Source organism: Sorangiineae bacterium MSr12523 (genome assembly GCA_037157775.1).
Lineage (GTDB): Bacteria > Myxococcota_A > Polyangia > Polyangiales > Polyangiaceae > Pendulispora > Pendulispora brunnea.
In genome coordinates this window covers 12,926,449-12,940,483 of sequence record CP089982.1, presented here as the reverse complement: position 1 = coordinate 12,940,483, position 14,035 = coordinate 12,926,449, and the positions used below count along the sequence as shown (strand labels likewise).

Here is a 14,035-nt window from a genome sequence, read left to right as displayed (position 1 = left end):
GCCGTGCGCATCACGCACGACGATATCGGTGGCTACGGTGAGCCGTAAAGCTTGGCGGCTCCCTGCGCGTCCTGGGCCGTAATGACGAGATCGCCGGAATTCGTCCCGTTGCACTGCGGATAATGCATGACGGAGTCCGAATCGTACGCCGTCAGCGCACGCCAATTGTCGTCTTCGAAGCAGGCGCCCGATTCGGGTCGCGTGTGCTCGTGGCGGAAGCCCAGCGCATGGCCGAGCTCGTGGGTCAAAATGCCGGCCAGCGTATACGGCCACGTATCCCCGAACGATGACGAGTCGATGAGAACGTTGCGCGTGGAGCGTCGCTGATTTGGAAAGAAGGCCCTCGCCAAATACTGACCGCTGCGCACTTGGCGGACGTCGAAGACGACCTTGTTGTTCCGCGCATTGCAATTGCCATCCTGACTGGAATCGTGCACGAACGCGATGTTCGCAACCGACGCCCAGTTGCCGCCTGCTTCGCTCATGGCTTGCACGACGGCGTTGTACCGGCTCCCGAACGACGTACGGCTGACGCAATACGTGATATTCACCTTTTGCGCACTATTCCATTTGGAGTCGATCCCGCCGTCGTTGTCGACGATGAGTGCGCCCTGCTGCACGTACCTCTCGTAGAACGCTTGCAGCTTTTCGATGCTGTCCACGGGCGTATCGCCATTGACGATCCAGACGCCGCTCTCGGGCTCCTGGTAAACCGTTTTTTGCCATTCATCGAATGACTTCGCCGTGGTGCCGGTCGCTTCGGAGCGACTCCCCTCCTCGGATCCCGCTGCGCAGCCCGCCGACGAGATGGAAAGGGCGCCAAATGCGATAACGCTGGATGCCACCCCCAGGCAGCGGACGAAGGAACCGGCCGACATCTTGATTCGCATGGTGAAACTCCTTGGCAGTAGGGCACACCTCCCCCCTTCGGGAATCAGGCCGATTCCCCCCCGGCAGAGGCGCAAAAAAGCAGATCTACCTACACTTGGTAGTGATATCCCCCATCGATGATGGCTCGTACCCCTACCCCCGCAGCCCTCAAGCGAGACGCGGGAGTCCTAAGGACCAAGCACGCACGGTGAGTGCGCGACGGTTTCAGAGTCTATCAAACAAAGGTGTCGTTCGGGCATCTTGACGCCCAAATTGTAGGATACCCTACTACGCTGGGTGCCTGGCCCGAAACATGACGGCTGCGTTTACCGCGCAGCGATGTCGGCGTCTTTCAAGTACGAAGAAGCTTGGACGATGCTCGCGGCGGTCCAACCATAGTTGGAGCCGGTGCCGTCGGCGGCGCAATCCCCGTCGGTGTGGACGCCGATCAGGTAACCCTCGCGCGTAAGCACCCCGGCGCCCGAACCACCCACCAGGGTGTCGAGATCCGTATAGTAGATAAGCCCATTGCAGATGCCCGCGAGCTTGCCCTCGGCAATGGCCTTGGGCCCGCCGCGCGGATGCTGGACGATCGCCACCCGATCGCTCTCCTTGGTCGTCAGGGGCGTCGGTGCGATCGCGGGCAGCTTGTCGGGCTGAATGAGGGCGTAGTCCGGCGTATCGGCTTGCTCGATGATGGCACCCTCGGTGACCAGTGTGTCGCCATCGGCGTTGGCCTCGACGTTGAAGGCAAGCATCACGCGATCGCCCACGTGGCCACAATGGCCTGCCGTCAGGATGATCGGACCTGCCTGCGCAGCAATCAACGTACCGGTGCAACTGCCGTTGATCAGAACGACCGCGTCTTCTCGCTCCTGGATGGACGAGATATCGCCGTGGTAGTCGTTGATCGGCGTAAAATCGAGGGTCGGCCCGCACTGCGATTGCGTGCGTAGGCTCGGATCGACGATGTGCAAGCCGGCGCATACCGTGTTGGCAGCCGGCTCCTCCTCCGAGGAGGAACTTCCGCACGCCGCGGCGCCCAAGGACAGGGACGCCGCGGCCGCGAAAAGGAAAAGCCTCGTGAGCATGGGCTCATTCAACGGCTTTTCGGGGGGTCTAGTAAATGGTCTGCAGTGCGGTGCGGTCCGAGCTGGTGAAATTGCCCGTCTCGCTGCTGCGGAAGCACGAGTTCATGAGCGAGCCACCGACCGTCGCGCCGGTCGGCGTGCCGGAGATGTGGATGGCGCCCACGCCCGCGCTGCCCTCGTTGCCGCCGGACCCACAGCTAATGCTGCGATTGAAGTAGTCGGAATGCCGCATTCCAACGGTGTGGCCAATCTCGTGGGTGATGACGTGCTTGACGACGTTGGTCCCGTACTGCGACGTCGACGAGGCAACGTTGATCGTGTTGTACGGCAGACCGCCGGACGGGAAGCCCGAGCTGCCACCGGCCGACCCGGAGGTAAGCCTCGCGGTGATGGTCGCATTGCAGCCGCTGGTGCTGCCGCTGGTGCGCCGCAGGCTGAAGTTGAGGCCCAAATTGTTGTAGTTCGCAATCGCCCCGTCGAGCGCCGTGCTGAACGTGCCGGTATACGCCGACCCATTGACGCAAATCACGCGTACGCCGCTGCCGACCAAATTGGTGGTGCGGTATTGCTCTTTCGAGCCATCGGCCTGCAGCATTTCGCGGGATGCCTCGAGGGAAACCGCCGCATCGCGCCCGACGTACACGACGCCGTCGACTTCCATGATGTCGTCCGCGGGGAATCCAGCCTGGATGAGATTATTGACGATCTCTTGATTCGTACCCGCCACGGACTCCTGCGCGTCAGAATCCGACGCAGCGCAGCCCGTGCCAATCGCAATCATCGCCGCAAATCCAATGAGATAATTCACTTTGCTGAGGTTCATGATTACGCCCTTTCCGTCTTGACGCGATAGGTGCGGCGACATCCAACGAGGGCATACGCGTCCTGCGCGCCCCTCGGACTCCACCGACAGGTTGTTTGCGAGGCATCCTTCAGTTGACATCCCGCAGTTCGCGCTCCGGCTGCTCGTGGCAGTCCGCACGCTGTGCTCACACCGCAGGTCAAGCCCCCCATGGTAGAAGGCGACATTGTGACTATTGCACAACTCATCAACGATCAACAACGATTCGCAAAAGCATTAAATTTATGTAGGCACACACATATCGGCATGGGTACGCGCGCATTGCGTTCGCGCAATGCGCCACCTACATGGCCTTTTGCTTATATTTACTGAGCCTTACGCTTATGGCTTCTCGAGGCGATAGACCGGAGCGCCCTCGAAGTCCTTCTTCCCAAGATCCACTCCCGCCGAACGCAATAGGGCATAGACCATGCCGATATGGAAATAGGCGTTGGGAAGGACGCTATCGAGAACGAAGGAGCGGGTCTCGAAGATGCGTGCCTCGCCGGGCCTCCCGGATCTGGCGTCTGCCTTGCTTACGGTGATGGATGTCGAAGCGGCGTTGATCTCGTCCGGGGTGAATGTTTTCAGATAGGCAACACCGTCTTGCACCAGTGACTGGAGTTGCCCGAAGGAACGCCACGTTTCACGGAACGAGGACTCGTCGCCGCGATTAAAGACGGCAAATTCCGGGTCCACCGCGTCGGGGCCTACGCGCCCGCCCAATCGGGCAACGCTTCCTTTCGCGCCGGAGACGAGAATTTCCACCTGGCGTGAAAGGGGGAACATATCGGGGTGGAGGCGTCGCTCCAGCAAGGCGTCCGCGCTCATTCCGCGTTGCGTCGCAAACGCGGAGGCCTTGTTCAGGATCTGCTCCAAGTTCACCAGAATGCGAATCAGGGCGGGCACGCTAACGTCGTAAAGAGAAAGGTGCATAAGGTGCATGGGGCGCTCTTCTTTTTTACTCGGCCGGTGGCTCGGCAAGGAGGAGGCGGTTCTTTTCCGTGATAGTATCGGGGATTTGCTCGGTGCGGACCGTATACCCCTGAAGGCGTAGGCGGGTGACGCGTTCGACGTCGATGGCCAATGGGGAATCGAGCCACCCGCCGAAGCTTCCTTGATCGCAGGTTCTCGCATCCTGGCAGCATGGCAGCACGGCCACGCGCGTTCGCACCGAGAGGGCGCGTTGAAGGACGTCGTCGGTGAGTGCACCGCACGCGTGCACCGAGACGACGAGATCCCCGGAGTGCACCTCCACGTCGGCCATCGGGCGTGCCTGGAGATCGACGCGACCAGCAAGGCGGGGCCACGCGTGCTCCATCGCCGCGCGAACCTTGGCCGCGCTTTCGGGAATGCGCACGTCCGCCGCCACGGCCGTGGGCGACGTGTCGTCGAGCACGAGAAGAAGGTGCGCGAGCAAGCCGTGCCCGCAAGCGAGATCCACCACGCGGCCGCCGCGAAATCGGCGCCGAATGCGCCGCGCGACCTCCCACGCTTCGAAAAGCTCCTTTCGCGGAAGGCACTCCGCCTCGCAGAGCGCGCGGCCTACCGCATGAAAGAGCGACGGACCATCGAAGCGCGGAAGATCGCGCCGCGTCAGCTTCGATCGGCTGGAAGGGTCGAACGCGTGGGCCATACGCATTCATACCGCGCCCGAGCTCCCCGGCGCGCTAATCAGCGAGCACGATCCCCAAACAGAAGAGGGAAACCGCCAAGACGCCAAGAGCGCCAAGACCTGAAGGGTTTGTGAAGAGCGTTACTGGACGCTCAGCACATGGAATCTCTCTTGGCGTTCTTGGCGGTTCTCTCACCCTCCCGCGGGTTCGAGAATCGCGCACGTCGATTTATCGATCGCGTTTCGCGAACAGGGTATTCAGTTCGCGTTGCGATATTTGCTTTTCGGCAAAGTGAAGGGTCCCATGTTCGAATAGCTCGCGGGCGCCCTCGCGGAGGAAGCCCAAGGCCGCACGGGCGAACGAACCGCCGAGGCTCACGCGGGCCACGCCCGCGGCGCGAAGGTCGGCGACGATCAGCGCGGTGGTGGTGAGGCCCGCGACCACGTTCACCGGGCCATCGATCTCGCGCACCATCGTGGCAATGTCGTCGAGGTTTTTCACGCCGGGAACGAACAGGCAGTCCGCGCCGGCAAGCCGATAGCGATTCGCCCGGCGGATGGCATCGGACAGCGAGCTGGGCGTATCGAGGAGCAAGCCGTCGGTTCGCGCGGTGAGGACGAAGTCCGTGCCGCTCTTGGCAATGGCCTCGCGCGCGGCGGCAATGCGCTCGGCACCAAGGCTCTCGTCGTACAGCGTGCCGCGCTCGTAGTCCTCGATGTTGCCGCCGGCGAGCCCGGCGTCGATGGCAAGGCGAATGGTTTCGACCACGGCCTCGGGGCGTGCGCCGTAGCCGTTCTCCAAGTCTCCGTTCACGGGCACGTCGACCGCCGCCGTGATCTGACGGATGCGATCGAACATTTCCTCCTTCGAAACCGCGGTGGCGCCTTGCGGAACGGAGTGATCCCCGCGGCCGAGTGAAAACGCAATGCCCGCGCTGGTGGTGGCAATGGCGGAAAACCCGGCCTCCGCGAGAACGATGGCGCTCCCGGCATCCCACGCATTCGGCATCACGAAAGCATTGCGCGCGTCGTGCAGCCGTCGGAATGTGGCGGCGGCGGTGATGTTCTTTGGCATGCCCCGTTTGTATCAGAGCGGCCGAGGAATACACCTCATCCGAGTGTCCGATTTGGACGGCGACGAGTCACAAAGCGACGCAGGCTCCCCTCTCCCTTTCTTTTCGTGCGCAGAAGCCGCGTTGGCAGGGTTGTCGCAATGCGAGCGCGAGCGGAGACTGATCATGGATTGCAATCTGTTGTTCGTCCAGACGAATCGGAACCAACTTTCCTACAATCGATTCGAAGACTACAGCCTCAAACGCGTCAACGATTACTTCGACAGCATCCAAACGATGCTGCACGCTCCGGCGAGCGCGCGCCTCGTGGTGGTCAATCAATTCGACAATCCGGTCCCGCGCGTGGTGCGCGGCACGAACGATTTCGACTACGTCACGCCCGAAACGCGCCACCGCATTGGACTCCATGGTACGTTTTTGCAGAAGTCGGTCGCCGACCAAACCGGGAATACCGCTTACAAGGGCGATGCGGCTTTGAGCACATTTCGCGATGGGCTTCTCATCGAAATGGACGCGGCCATCGAGCGCTCCCATCAGCCGGCCACGCGGCCCCGCTTCGCCGTCGTCGATCACAATGCGGCACACGATGTATCGGCCCCGCTGGCCGAATGGGCATTCGCCAACGCCGATGCCTCCACGCCGCGGGTGCGCATCATCGTCAATTTCGATTTCTACGCCGATTCGCCGGACAAGATCGATTTGAACGAGCAAATCATCCGCTGCGACAATTGGGCAGGCTTCATGACCCGGGTGGTGCCCGGTGTCTATCCGAAGCCCATCGCCGATGCATACGTGAACTTCGGTGTCTCGTCGGGGCCGAATGCCAAAGTGAGCGGCAACCTCGGCGCCGGCCTCTATCAATTGGCCCGAAACAATGGCCTCAAACCGCAGCGCATCATCCCGGAAAACCATCCCACCCCCACCGTGACCGAGCAATTGGCCACGGTGGTGGGCTGGTTTTCCCCGGGCGACGTCGACGTCTACATTTCGATCGATCGCGACTTCATGGTCGGCAGCTACACGCCATGGGGTGATGGATCGCAGCTGCCCCATGCCGGGCGAGCTGCGGTCCTGGAGGCGCTGTTGTTCTTTCAAAAAGGGCTGCCGTTCGGCGCGCGGGGGCAGCTCGTGGGCTTCGATGTCACCGGACTGCCGGCCCTCGGAGGCTTCAGCGGCACGGGAATCAAAGAACCAGCCGCCATCGAGCAAGCGAACGACGACTTGATCACGTTCTACCGCCAAGTTCGCGACTATTAGGGCATTGCGCGAGCCGCTTCGGCGATGGCCGATGCGTAGGAGCTGACCTCCGTGTAGACCCCCGGAGCCTTTGCGCGCGCACATCCGTCGCCCCAGCTCACGATACCGACTTGAATCCAATTGCCCGCGTCGTCCTTGCGGAACATGGGGCCGCCGGAGTCATTCTGGCAGGTATCGATGCCACCTCGATCCCAGTAACCTGCACAGATCTCCGCGTTCGCGTTCAGGTTCGCATAGATGCCGCCCGCCGATTTGCACTTGGCATCGTCGATGAAGGGCACCTCCGCTTTGAGGAGGTAACGCGAGTTCTGCCCGCCCTCCGTCGTATTCCCCCACCCGGCCACGCCGAAGGTGCCCGAGTTGTATTTCGCGCTGGTGGCAATTGGAAGGGTCACGGCGTTGGGGACGGGCTTGGCCAATTTGACCAACGCCCAATCCCCTCCCTTTCCAGCCGCGTACGTCGGTGACGTGTGCACGTACGTCGATTTGACGATCGTCGCCGCCGAATCCCGTACGTCGATCGCCCGGGCAAGCACCGTGATGCTCGTATCGGGCCCCGTATCGCCGACGCAGTGGGCGGCAGTGAGCACGATCTGAGGTGTGTACAATGCACCGCCGCAGGCGGGCGGCGCCGTCTCTTGCGGCGAGTCCCCTAGCCGCACCATCCACGGGAATTCCCCTTTGCTCGCGCGCTTTCCGCCGACGACGGCTTGCTGCGTGCTGTCCGTCCCCGGCTCCGGTGATGACATTTCCTCGCTTTGCACGGCACATGCGGCATTGGCCAATCCAAAGCATGCAAAAGAAGCGACCAGCTTCGCAAACGACGCTCGGTTCATAATATCCTCCGTTGTGGGACCATGAACGCGTTCGCAAGCGCACTCGCAGACACACCGGGCCCCGAGGGCCGCCGCAAGAATCACTCAATCCGAACGCTCTCGTGCTTATGACGCGAAACCCGGGCACTTGTCGCCAGGATTTTTAACGAAATGTCATGCACGGCATCATTTGGCGATCAGCGATGTTTCCAATACACCCGCATGCCAATCCATTCGACCGCGCGGTATGAATCGGAACGTCTATTAGCGTTTACGGATCAAAAATTGTCATAAATTGCGAATCCCTGAGCAACTAACTCTTTTCACGGTCGATCTTTTCGAGGATTCCCGCCGGTCCACGATTTCGTGGCGGCGGGAATCCGTTTGGTTAGCGCTTGCGAATGGGGAAGAAGACTTTGCCACTTCGTGAAGAAACGAAGCGATCCTTCTTCGAGCCGGTAACCTTCAATGTCGTTCGAACCTTCTGCGCGACCTTTCCGCAGCCGGATTCCTGGATGATCGTGGCGAGCCCCTTGGACTTGTTGGACCACCCCGCGAAAAGGAAAATGTGGGACTTGTTGTTCAGCGCGTCGCCGGGGGCGAGTTTGCTCGGCTTGATCACGTAGCTCTTCTTGCTGCTGTACGGGGCAAAGCCGTAGGTCGTGAGTCCCGGCGCCTTGAGTCCCCACGACCAGGAGACGATGCCCGAACAATCGGATCGATATTTGTCCCACTTGTTGTGCGGCCGGCGGCACGTGCCCCCGCAAATGTAATCGTGCCCGCCATTCGTGCCGCCGCAATAAGGCACTTTGGCTTTGACCCATTCCTGCGCGCGTTTGACGGCATTGGTTCCGCCGGCGGCGAGGGGTGAAACGGAATCGAGTGCCGAGCTATCGAACGAGTCGACGTCGAGCGAATCGTTGGCATCTTGCTCCTCGGGCACATCGGGAGCATTGCCGCTGGTGTGCTTCGATAGGAACATGCCGGAGCCCCAGCCCGTCTTTTCGCCAAACTTGATTTGGTACCAGCCGCCCGAGGGGGCCGCCGATTCGACGGTCACGTCGGCGTCTTCCGGCACCACTTCGAGAATGGAATCGTTGGCCGACGGGCCGCTGCGCAGATTGAGATCCGAGGTGGCGGCCAGCTTTTCGCCCACGGCCACCGCCTCGTCGAGCGCCGATTCGTCGGTGGTGAACGTATCCAGTTCGTCCGGCGTTTCGCCCTCCGGTCCGAGATCGTCCTTGCCGTCGTCGATGGTGACGTCATCATCGAGGGTGGACGTATCTTGGTCCGGGCTGTCCGCAGCGCACCCCGCGAAGAGCGGCGCCATGACGAAGATTGTACCTGCAGCTGCGAAAACGGATTTCGAGAGGAGGGATTTCATCATGGTGGCCTGTAATCGCAATGGCGATGCCACCGGGTGCATAAGCCTTTTGGCCGAAATTAATCGAATTTTGGTACGCGCGGGGTTGTCAACGCAGGGTTGACTCGGACCAGGCGTCGTATGTCCTACATGGTTATCCGTCCGCCTCGCGACGCAATGCGCGGTCCAGAAAGAACGCGCCAAACGGCACAAGGGACGCCACGAGCGCGACGCTCCCCGCAATCTGGACGATCCAGACCATGCCGGCGAGGTACTTCAGCGGCATCGCCACGAAAAGAAGGACCAACAGCGAGATCCCCTCGAGAAGCGCCACGGCACGAAGCCACGCGAGAGCCCATTCATCGCGCACCGAGCATCGACCATGTCGGCCGCAGCACCATGAGCGCAAGCACGGTGAGCAATGGAATCGCCGCCGCCGAGAACACCGCGCCGGTGCGGCGATCGCGCGACACGCTGTAGACGAGGCCCAGGAGCGAGAGGAACGACAGCACGAGGCCGCCTAGAATCCACAACTCCCTCAGGCCGATGCCCGATTCATTGGCCACGAGGCAGCCGGCCATCCACGTCAGCACCAGACCGGGCGATGCAATGGCATGAACCGCACGCTTGCGCGCAGGCATCTCGCCCGCGAGGAATGCGCCGGCGAAGCCGCCCGCGTACGCGAGCACGCCGGCGAACTTCAGAAAGAGGAACACGCGATAGAGGCTCACCATGATGTACCGCGTCTATGTCGGGACGGGCCATTTTCGACCAGTGGCAAGAATGCCAAACACCGCAGGCTTCTTGCCAAACGACGGCCGGCACGCGCTCAGCTTCGCCGCGCTTGACACCCGGCTTGACACCCCCAGGCCAGTGGACGACCCTTTTGTGCAGGGGAACGTACACCATGCGAATCGGACTTGCCGGTGTTGGGCTCATTGGTTCCTTTCACGCCAAGACGCTTCGGCAGCTCTCGGGCGTCGATACCCTGCTCATCGCAGACGTCAACGCCGAGCGGGCGCGTCAGGTGGCGGGGCCGCTCGGAGCGCAGGCGTTGGCCCGGGTCGAGGATCTGTTCACGGCGAAGCTCGACGGTCTGGTCATCGCCGCCGCAACGGATGCGCACCCCGGGCTGATCATTCGCGCCGTGGAAGCGGGCATTCCGGTCTTTTGCGAGAAGCCCGTGGCACCAACCCTGGGCGAGACGCTCACCGTGCTAAAGCACGTCGAGAAAACGCAGGTGCCGGTGCAAATCGGATTTCAGCGCCGGTTCGACCCGGGCTACATCGCCGCACGCGAGGCCATCCAGAGCGGGCGCCTCGGTTGGGTTCACACTTTGCGCGCGTGCACCTTGGACGAAGGGCCCCCGCCGCCGGAGTACGTGCCGACGTCGGGCGGCATCTTTCGCGATTGCAGCATTCACGATTTCGACATTCTCCGCTGGGTCACCGGCCGCGAGATCGTAAGCGTGTATGCCACGGGCGCGAACCGCGGAGATGCTTACATCCGCGATGCCGGCGATTTCGACACCGCCGCCGTCCTCCTCACCTTCGATGATGGCACCCTCGCGGTGGTCTCCGCCACCATGTACAACACGATGGGCTACGACGTGCGGCTCGAGGCTTTGGGCTCGAAGCAGAGCATCGCGGTGGGGCTCGACGACCGCACCCCGATTCGCTCCGTCGAGCCGCACGTGCGCTATCCGGGCGGCACCCCGTATCCCGGTTTCATCGACCGATTTGGCAAAGCCTACGAGCGCGAGCTGGCCGTGTTCCTCGACGTCGCCGCACGCCGCATCGAAACGCCGTGTTCCGCCGCCGACGGCCTGGCCGCGTTTCTCGTGGCCGACGCGTGCGAGCTCTCCCGCCGCGAAAAGCGCTCGGTGCAGATGCCGGAGGTGCGCTCGTGAGGGCCCTCGCGGCCCTCGCGGTATTCTCGATGGGCGCGATGGCGCTCGCCGGCTGCAACAAGGACAAAGGAAATGCGACCGCAACGGCCACGGCGGCAACCAGCGAGACGGCGAAACCGACCAAGGAATTGACGTTTGCCTTGGTGTCGCATGCCAATGCGGGCGACAAATATTGGGATGTCGTGAAAACCGGCGAGGAGCAGGCCGGCAAAGATCTCGGCATCAAGGTGACTTACCAGGGCTCGGGCAATCCGCAGAAGCAGGCACAACTCATCGACGTGGCGGTGAGCCAAAAGGTCGATGGGCTCATCGTCTCCATGGCCAATCCAGAGGCGCTGAAACCATCGATTCAGGCGGCCGTGCAAGCGGGCATTCCGGTCATCACCATCGATTCGGGCGTCGAAAAGTCGGCCGAGTACGGTGCACTCACGCACATCGGGCAGATGGAAAAGATCGCCGGGCAGGCGGCCGGCGAGCGGCTGGCCAAAAAAGGCCTCAAGCGGGTCATCTGCGTCATTCACGAAGCCGGCAATGTCGGGCTCGAGGAACGATGTGCAGGGGCCAAACAGAGTTTGGGCAAGCTCGAGCATCTGCAAGTGTCCATCAGCGATCTGACCGCGGCCACCGCCACCATCGCGGCCAAGCTGCAGGCCGATACGACCATCGATGGCGTTCTGACGCTCAACAATGCCGTGGCCACCGCCGCCGTCAACGCCGCAGAACGAGCCAATCGCCCCACCGTGACCTTGGCCACCTTCGACATCGACGCCAACGTTCTCTCGAGCATCTCGGCGGGCAAAATCTTCTTCGCCATCGACCAGCAGCCCTTTCTACAGGGCTACCTGCCCGTATCGTTCCTCAAGTTGTACAAATTGAACGGTACCACCGTGGGCGGGGGCCAACCGGTATTGACCGGCCCCGGCTTCATCGACAAGGCCAACGTGGAGCAGGTTCAGAAATTCGTGCAACAGGGCATGCGCTGATACGCCGTTGTTCGAAGAAGAGAATTCAATTCCGCCCACTGCGCCGATTGGCAAACAAAAAACCTTCCCGCCTTCCCGCCTTCATGTGAACTCTCTCCCTCTCCCCCTCGGCGAGCTGTCGCAAAAGGCACACATATAAGTTTCGGCAATGCGGACCATAATGACAATTTAGCCGGCGTTATGGCCGCGTTCCTCCTATAAGTCCTTTTCAGCGAAAGGGACGACGATGAACGTGGCCGAAAGCGCATATGCACGGCGCGAGCGCATTTTCATGTCGCGCGAGGCCGTCGCCGCGGGTTGTTTGGCGGCAGGTGCATTCGCGCTGCTCTTCTGGGGCGTCCACCGCGCCGATCCTCATTATTACTACGCGCCCGCCGTGCGCAGCATGAGCGACAGCTGGCATGCCTTCGTGTACGGCGCGCTGGATCCGGCAGGGAGCATCACCCTCGACAAAATGCCGGGCGCTTTCTGGCTTCAGGCACTCAGCGCACGACTGTTCGGTTATTCCGATTGGTCCATCGCGCTTCCGCAAGCGCTGCTGTTCGGGGCCACCGTGTTGGTGTTGTTCGACACCGTCCGTGCGTGGGCCGGTGCGAAAGCAGGGCTTGCGGCAGGCCTCGTCGTCCTACTCACGCCCATCACGGTCGCGTTGGGACGCATCAACATCCCCGATACCACTCTGGTGTTTTGCCAAGTGTGCGCGGCACACGCCACGTTGCGGGCCACCCGCACCGAGCGCCTGCGCCCGCTCATGATCGCTGCCGTTTGGCTCGGCCTGGCATTCCAAGTCAAAATGGGACAAGCCTTCGCCGTGCTGCCGAGCCTCGGGGTCACGTACCTCGTCGCGGCGCCTGGCTCGCTGGGAAAACGCATCGGTCGCGGCGCAGCGGCACTCGCCGTCATGGCCGGCATCAGCATGCTCTGGCCCCTGCTGCTCACGCTCACACCCGCGAGTGCACGCCCGTACGTCGACGGCTCGCAACACAATTCCGTTTGGGAAATGGTCTTCGGCTACAATGGCTTGGGGCGATTCATCCAATTCGGGAAGAACGCGCCCATCATGGCGGCATTCGGTGGCGAATCGAGTTGGAGTCGCCTTTTCGGTGCCACACTCGGGCCGCAGATCAGCTGGCTCGTTCCGTTTGCGACGCTGGCCTTCGCCCTGGGAATCGCCTTGCGCCGAGGTACCCCGCGCACCGACGCACTTCGCGCCGGATGGATCCTGTGGGGCAGTTGGCTGCTCGTGCACGCCATCGAGTTCTCCACCACGTCGGATATCCATCCTTATTATACCGCCACCCTGGCCCCGGCAATCGCCGCCCTCACCGGTGCCGGCTTCGTGGCCTTCGCCGAGCAATGGATCGCGGGTGCCCGGATTGGACGCGGATTTCCCATTGCCGTGGCCACGACCGGTATTTGCGCCGTGTTCCTATCGCTGCGCGAAAAGGAGTATCTCCCGTGGGTGTGGCCCGCCGTCGCGGGGCTCACCGTCATCGCATGCGTCCTTTTGGCCATTCGGCAGAAACCACGTGTGGCCCTCGGCGCGGCGGCGGCGGCGATGCTCCTGGCCCCAGCCCATTGGGCGCTCGCCGCATCGGGGAACCCGATGAAAGGCCTCTCCACGATCAGCCCTGTGGCCGGTCCGGTGCGGCCGCTTTCCTCGCAAACCATGGCCGCACTGCACGGTTTTCCCGCACACGTGCACATTCCCATGAGCGTCGGCGACATGCATATGAGCACGCCGAACAAGAACTTGATCGCTTATGTCGCCGCCCACCACCAGGGTGAGCGCTACGTGTTCGCCGTGCCCACGGCCAACACGGCCGCCCCGTATTTGCGCGCCGGATACAGCGTGCTTCCCATGGGTGGATTCACCGGTTCGGCGCCCATGCCCACGGTGGACGACCTTTCCACGGCCATTGCCGCAGGCCAACTGCGCTATGTGCTGACCGGCGGCTTTCACGGAAAAATGGGGGGCCCCATCGCGCGCGAGCGCCAGGAATGGGTCCAATCGCACTGCGAGCCCGTCCCGCCTGCCGATTACGCAAACCCCACCGAGCCCACGGGCCCGCCCGGCAATCCGGAAGTGCTGTTCGATTGCCACAAAGGCAACAGTCGCTTGAACGTGTCAGGTTCGAAATGACCTCTTGCTGGACGTTAGGAACGGACGAAGGCGCCGGCCTCGCCGGGATTGTCCCGCTGCCGCTGCTCAACTGCC

The 14,035-nt window shown here is 62.3% G+C and carries 13 protein-coding genes and 1 pseudogene; 4 read left to right on the top strand and 10 right to left on the bottom strand.

Annotated elements, in window-relative coordinates; all coding sequences use genetic code 11:
- Positions 1-32: 32 nt before the first annotated feature.
- The 6 genes and pseudogenes from LZC95_51550 to LZC95_51525 form a co-directional block, all read right to left on the bottom strand.
- Positions 33-890: a M57 family metalloprotease gene (locus LZC95_51550; protein WXA94846.1), complete on the bottom strand. Its 858-nt coding sequence runs from the start codon at positions 888-890 to the stop codon at positions 33-35.
- A 306-nt stretch (positions 891-1,196) separates the two neighbouring features.
- A complete protein-coding gene (locus LZC95_51545) occupies positions 1,197-1,961 on the bottom strand; it encodes a serine protease (protein WXA94845.1) in 765 nt (254 codons plus the stop codon).
- A 28-nt stretch (positions 1,962-1,989) separates the two neighbouring features.
- Positions 1,990-2,670, bottom strand: a pseudogene (locus tag LZC95_51540) (zinc-dependent metalloprotease).
- Positions 2,671-3,144: 474 nt separating this feature from the next.
- Positions 3,145-3,786 carry a DUF1993 domain-containing protein gene (locus LZC95_51535; GenBank protein WXA94844.1) on the bottom strand — a complete coding sequence of 214 codons (642 nt, stop codon included), beginning with the start codon at positions 3,784-3,786 and terminating at the stop codon, positions 3,145-3,147.
- Positions 3,764-4,438 carry an SAM-dependent methyltransferase gene (locus tag LZC95_51530; protein ID WXA94843.1) on the bottom strand — a complete coding sequence of 225 codons (675 nt, stop codon included), beginning with the start codon at positions 4,436-4,438 and terminating at the stop codon, positions 3,764-3,766. Before LZC95_51530 ends, LZC95_51535 begins: the two co-directional genes overlap by 23 nt.
- 208 nt (positions 4,439-4,646) lie before the next feature.
- Positions 4,647-5,492 (bottom strand): isocitrate lyase/phosphoenolpyruvate mutase family protein, encoded by an 846-nt coding sequence (locus tag LZC95_51525; GenBank protein WXA94842.1) that lies wholly within the window; start codon positions 5,490-5,492, stop codon positions 4,647-4,649.
- Positions 5,493-5,655: 163 nt separating this feature from the next.
- On the opposite strand from LZC95_51525, the gene LZC95_51520 reads away from it, so the two are divergent.
- A complete protein-coding gene (locus LZC95_51520) occupies positions 5,656-6,747 on the top strand; it encodes a hypothetical protein (protein WXA94841.1) in 1,092 nt (363 codons plus the stop codon).
- Here LZC95_51520 and LZC95_51515 read toward each other — a convergent pair.
- The 4 genes from LZC95_51515 to LZC95_51500 all read right to left on the bottom strand — a co-directional run bounded on the left by LZC95_51515 (position 6,744) and on the right by LZC95_51500 (position 9,659).
- On the bottom strand, positions 6,744-7,583 hold the full coding sequence (locus LZC95_51515; GenBank protein ID WXA94840.1) for a serine protease: 840 nt from the start codon (positions 7,581-7,583) through the stop codon (positions 6,744-6,746). The genes LZC95_51520 and LZC95_51515 overlap by 4 nt on opposite strands.
- Before the next feature lie 367 nt (positions 7,584-7,950).
- A complete protein-coding gene (locus LZC95_51510) occupies positions 7,951-8,949 on the bottom strand; it encodes an SH3 domain-containing protein (protein WXA94839.1) in 999 nt (332 codons plus the stop codon).
- Between the two features lie 130 nt (positions 8,950-9,079).
- The gene (locus tag LZC95_51505; GenBank protein WXA94838.1) at positions 9,080-9,295 is read right to left on the bottom strand and encodes a DUF3817 domain-containing protein; all 216 of its coding nucleotides are present in this window, start codon (positions 9,293-9,295) and stop codon (positions 9,080-9,082) included.
- Positions 9,285-9,659, bottom strand: coding sequence for a hypothetical protein (locus LZC95_51500; protein WXA94837.1), 375 nt, complete (start codon positions 9,657-9,659; stop codon positions 9,285-9,287). Before LZC95_51500 ends, LZC95_51505 begins: the two co-directional genes overlap by 11 nt.
- 173 nt (positions 9,660-9,832) lie before the next feature.
- Between LZC95_51500 and LZC95_51495 the strand changes: the two genes are divergently transcribed.
- The 3 genes from LZC95_51495 (at position 9,833) to LZC95_51485 (ending at position 13,960) form a co-directional block, all read left to right on the top strand.
- Complete coding sequence (locus tag LZC95_51495) at positions 9,833-10,834, top strand: Gfo/Idh/MocA family oxidoreductase (GenBank protein ID WXA94836.1); 1,002 nt, start codon at positions 9,833-9,835, stop codon at positions 10,832-10,834.
- The gene (locus LZC95_51490) at positions 10,831-11,817 is read left to right on the top strand and encodes a sugar ABC transporter substrate-binding protein (GenBank protein WXA94835.1); all 987 of its coding nucleotides are present in this window, start codon (positions 10,831-10,833) and stop codon (positions 11,815-11,817) included. The genes LZC95_51495 and LZC95_51490 overlap by 4 nt, the downstream gene beginning before the upstream one ends.
- Positions 11,818-12,043: 226 nt before the next feature.
- Positions 12,044-13,960 carry a glycosyltransferase family 39 protein gene (locus tag LZC95_51485; protein ID WXA94834.1) on the top strand — a complete coding sequence of 639 codons (1,917 nt, stop codon included), beginning with the start codon at positions 12,044-12,046 and terminating at the stop codon, positions 13,958-13,960.
- Positions 13,961-14,035: the final 75 nt, after the last annotated feature.